This is a genomic window from Inquilinus sp., assembly GCF_039594555.1.
Taxonomy (GTDB): domain Bacteria; phylum Pseudomonadota; class Alphaproteobacteria; order DSM-16000; family Inquilinaceae; genus Inquilinus.
On sequence record NZ_JBCNNF010000533.1, the window covers coordinates 1 to 3,991 of the forward strand.

The following is a 3,991-nucleotide window of genomic DNA, read 5'->3' on the forward strand; positions in this document are numbered from 1 at the left end:
GCCGCTCGACGGGCTGGCGGCGAAGGAGGCGATGTCGCTGCTGAACAGCAACGCCCTCACCCTCGCCGCCGGCGCCCTGGCTTTGGCCGAGGCGAAGCGGCTGCTCGACGCGCTCGACCTCGCCGCCGCGCTGGCGCTGGAAGGCTTCCGCGGCAATCCCGGCGCCTGGTCGGAGCCGGTGGAGCGCGCCCATCCCCAGGCCGGCCACGCCGCCTCGGGCCAGGCGCGGCGCAGGCTGCTGGCGGACAGCACTCTCTGGCAGCCCGGCGTCCCGCGCCTGCTGCAGGACCCGTTGAGCTTCCGCTGCGCGCCGCAGATCCACGGCGCCGCCCGCACCGCCCTGGCCTGGGCGTGGGAGGCATGGGAGGGCGCACTGAACGCCGTCGCCGACAACCCGCTGATCGACCGCGCCACCGGCGCCGCGGTGTCGCATGGCAGCATGGAGACGACGCTGCTGGCGGTGGCGCTGGACGCGCTGCGCCTGGCGCTCGGCAAGGCCATCGAGGCCTCGGGCGAGCGGGTGCACAAGCTGCAATGGCCGTCCTTCAGCGGCCTGCCCGCCGGGCTGGCGGCCGAGGCCGGCGCGGCCGGCGGGGTGCAGTTCCTCAATCTCGGTCACATCGCCGCGGCCAAGGTCGCCGCCGCCCGCATCGCCGCCCAGCCGGTGTCGCTGCAGTATCGCGGCCAGGTCTGCGACGGGGTCGAGGATGTCGGCGGCATGGCGCCCTTCGCGGTCGAGGAGACCGAGCGCCAGCTCGACGCCGCCTGGACCGCGGTGGCGGTGGAGGCCGCGGTCGCCGCCTGGGCGATCGCCCGCCGCGACCTGCCGGCGGACGGGCTGGGCCAGGGCCTGCGCGATCCCTGGCGGGCGATCCGGCCCCTCCTGCCGATCGGCCGCGAGGGCGAGGCGCCCTTCGACCTCGGCCCGGTCGAGGCCTGGCTCAGGACCTGGGAGATGCCGACTTGACAGCCGCGCCGGCGGCGGGCGACTGTCCGGCCATGATCTCCGGCCGCACCCTCGTCGCGAAAGCCAAAAAGGCCCCGCTTGCGGGGACCGGAGATCGCTGCCCGCGGTAACCCGCCGCGCGCGCCAGGATCCACCAGACCCCGCCGGTTCGGACGGGGTCTTGTCGTCTCTGCGCCCTCCCCGTCTCCGGCCCCACCCAGGAGACGAACCATGCCCCTCCCCGCCCCGACCGGCCTCTGGCTGCCGCTGATCACCCCGTTCCGCGACGGCGCGCTCGACGAGGCCTCACTGCGCCGGCTGCTCCGGCATTACGCCGCCGGCCCGGTCGACGGCCTGATCCTCGCCGCCACCACCGGCGAGGGCATGACGCTCGACGCCGCGGAGACCGAGCGCCTGGTCGCGATCGCGGCCGAGGAGTGGACGCGGCCGCTGTATCTCGGCCTGTCCGGCAGCGACACGCGCAAGCTGGTGAAGGAGCTCGACCGCACCGCCGCCTGGCCGATCCAGGGATACCTGATCGCCTGCCCCTACTATGTCCGCCCGTCGCAGGAAGGGCTGGAGCGCCACTTCGCCGCTTTGGCCGACGCGACCGACCGGCCGATCCTGATCTACAACATCCCCTACCGGACCGGCGTCAACCTGGGCAACGAGGCGATGCTGCGGCTGGCCGAGCGGCCGAACATCGCCGGGGTCAAGGATTGCTGCGCCGATGCCCGCCAGTCCTTCGAGCTGCTGCGCGACCGGCCGGCCGGCTTCTCGGTGCTGACCGGCGAGGACGCGCTGTTCTACACCGCCCTGACCCAAGGCGCCGATGGCGGCATCCTGGCCTCGGCCCATGTCGAGACCGCTTCCTTCGCCGCGATCCGCACCCGGCTCCTGGCCGGCGACCAGCCCGGCGCCCTCGCCGCCTGGCGGGACCTGTCGGAGCTGCCGCGGCTGCTGTTCGCCGAGCCGAGCCCGGCGCCGATCAAGCACTGGCTTTGGCGCACCGGCCTGATCGACAGCCCGGAGGTCCGGCTGCCGATGACCGGGGTCAGCGACGCCCTCGCCGCCCGGCTCGACCGCGAGATCGAGCGGCGGGCGCTCAGCCCGGCGCCGGCCGGCTGGTGAAGCGCCCGCCGATGCGGTAGCGCGAGCCGGGGAACAGCAGGCGGGCCACGCTGACCAGCCGGCCCGCCGCCCAGGTGCGGCGATGGATCAAGAGGCAGGGCTCGTGCCGGCCGATCCTGAGATGCTCGCGCTCCCACGGCTCGGCCAGCACCGCCTCGACCACATGCTCGCCGTCGGGCATCGGCGCCGCCTGCATCAGATAGTCGTGCGGCGTGATCCGGGTGAAATCCTGCGCCAGGTAATGCGGCGCCGCATCGAGCCGCACCAGCCGGTCCTCCAGCAGGATCGGCACACCGTCCTCGTGATGGATCAGGATCGAATGGGCGAGGGCGGTGCCCTCCGCCACCTCCAGCCGCGCCGCCGTCTCGACCGTCGCGGCTTCGGACCGCAGCAGGACCACGGTGGCGCTGTGGGCGTGGCCGCGGGCGCGGACGTCGTCGGCGATGCTGCGGATCTCCATCAGCGGCGCCTCGGGCTTGGCCCCGGCGACGAAGGTGCCGACGCCCTGCACCCGCACCAGCACCCCGGCCTCGGTCAGCTCGCGCAGCGCCCGGTGGATCGTCATCCGGCTGATGCCGAGCGACTTCACCAGCTCGTTCTCCGACGGCACGCGCCCGTTCTCCGGCCACTCCCCGGTCTCGATCGAGCGCAGGATCATGGCCTTGACCTTGCGGTACAGCGGCAGCGGCTCGTCGAGCAGCAGCGTCATCGGTAGGCGTCCATCACACGGTTCCCGGCCTCATCATGAGGCCCTTGTCGTCATCGCGCCACTTGTATATACAACCCTATACCAATTCAGCCAAGAGGGAGGCCTTGCCGTGACGACCGCCACCAACCGCCGCGTCATCCGGGCGCCGCACGGGCCGGAGCTGAGCTGCCGGACCTGGCAGACCGAAGCCGCCATGCGGATGCTGATGAACAACCTCGACCCCGACGTGGCCGAGAATCCGGACGAGCTGGTGGTCTATGGCGGCATCGGCAAGGCGGCTCGCAACTGGCAGTCCTTCGACACCATCGTCCGGAGCCTGAAGGACCTGGCGCCGGACGAGACGCTGCTGGTGCAGTCCGGCAAGCCGGTCGGCGTGTTCCGCACCCACACCGACGCGCCCCGCGTCCTGATCGCCAACTCCAACCTGGTGCCGCACTGGGCCACCTGGGAGCATTTCCGCGAGCTCGAGGCAAAGGGCCTGATGATGTACGGCCAGATGACGGCCGGCTCCTGGATCTATATCGGCAGCCAGGGCATCGTCCAGGGCACCTACGAGACCTTCGCCGAGGTCGGCCGCCAGCACTACAATGGCGACCTGAAGGGCCGCTGGATCCTGACCGGCGGCCTCGGCGGCATGGGCGGCGCCCAGACCCTGGCCGCGACCATGGCCGGCGCCTCGATGATCGCGGTCGAGTGCCAGGCCAGCCGGATCGAGCGCCGCCTGGCCACCCGCTATGTCGACCGCAAGGCCGAGACGCTGGACGAGGCGATGGCGATCGTGAACGAGGCGAAGGCCCAGGGACGCGCCGTCTCGGTCGGCCTGCTGGGCAACGCCGCCGAGATCTTCCCGGAGATCGTACGCCGCGCCAAGGCCGACCCGTCCTGGCGCCCGGACGCGGTGACCGACCAGACCTCGGCGCATGACCCGCTGAACGGCTATCTGCCGGCGGGCTGGAGCTGGGCCGAGGCCGAGACCCGCCGCCAGACCGATCCCGAGGGCGTTGTCCGCGCGGCGAAGGAGAGCATGGCCGCCCATGTCCGGGCGATGCTGGACTTCCACGCCATGGGCATCCCGACCCTCGACTACGGCAACAACATCCGCCAGATGGCGCAGGATGTCGGCGTCGAGAACGCCTTCGACTTCCCCGGCTTCGTGCCGGCCTACATCCGCCCGCTGTTCTGCCGCGGCATCGGCCCGTTCCGCT

Annotated in this window: 4 protein-coding genes; 3 read left to right on the forward strand and 1 reads right to left on the reverse strand. The window is 72.5% G+C overall.

Features of this window, described 5'->3' with window-relative positions:
• Positions 1-967, forward strand: a 967-nt coding sequence (locus ABDW35_RS33425) for an aromatic amino acid lyase (protein ID WP_343718166.1), incomplete at its 5' end; no start/stop codon positions are given.
• A 210-nt stretch (positions 968-1,177) separates the two neighbouring features.
• Entirely contained in the window at positions 1,178-2,077 is a 900-nt protein-coding gene (locus ABDW35_RS33430) for a 4-hydroxy-tetrahydrodipicolinate synthase (RefSeq protein ID WP_343718167.1), read from the forward strand.
• On the opposite strand, the gene hutC is transcribed toward ABDW35_RS33430, so the two are convergent.
• Entirely contained in the window at positions 2,052-2,786 is a 735-nt protein-coding gene (gene hutC, locus ABDW35_RS33435; RefSeq protein ID WP_343718168.1) for a histidine utilization repressor, read from the reverse strand. The genes ABDW35_RS33430 and hutC overlap by 26 nt on opposite strands.
• A gap of 109 nt (positions 2,787-2,895) precedes the next feature.
• On the opposite strand from hutC, the gene hutU reads away from it, so the two are divergent.
• On the forward strand, positions 2,896-3,991 hold a 1,096-nt coding region (gene hutU / locus ABDW35_RS33440; RefSeq protein WP_343718169.1), incomplete at its 3' end, for a urocanate hydratase.

Excerpts from the sequence above, each read along its gene's own strand:
- ABDW35_RS33430 (WP_343718167.1), top strand. The coding sequence starts at position 1,178 with ATGCCCCTCCCCGCCCCGACCGGCCTCTGGCTGCCGCTGATCACCCCG.
- hutC (WP_343718168.1), bottom strand. The coding sequence starts at position 2,786 with ATGACGCTGCTGCTCGACGAGCCGCTGCCGCTGTACCGCAAGGTCAAG.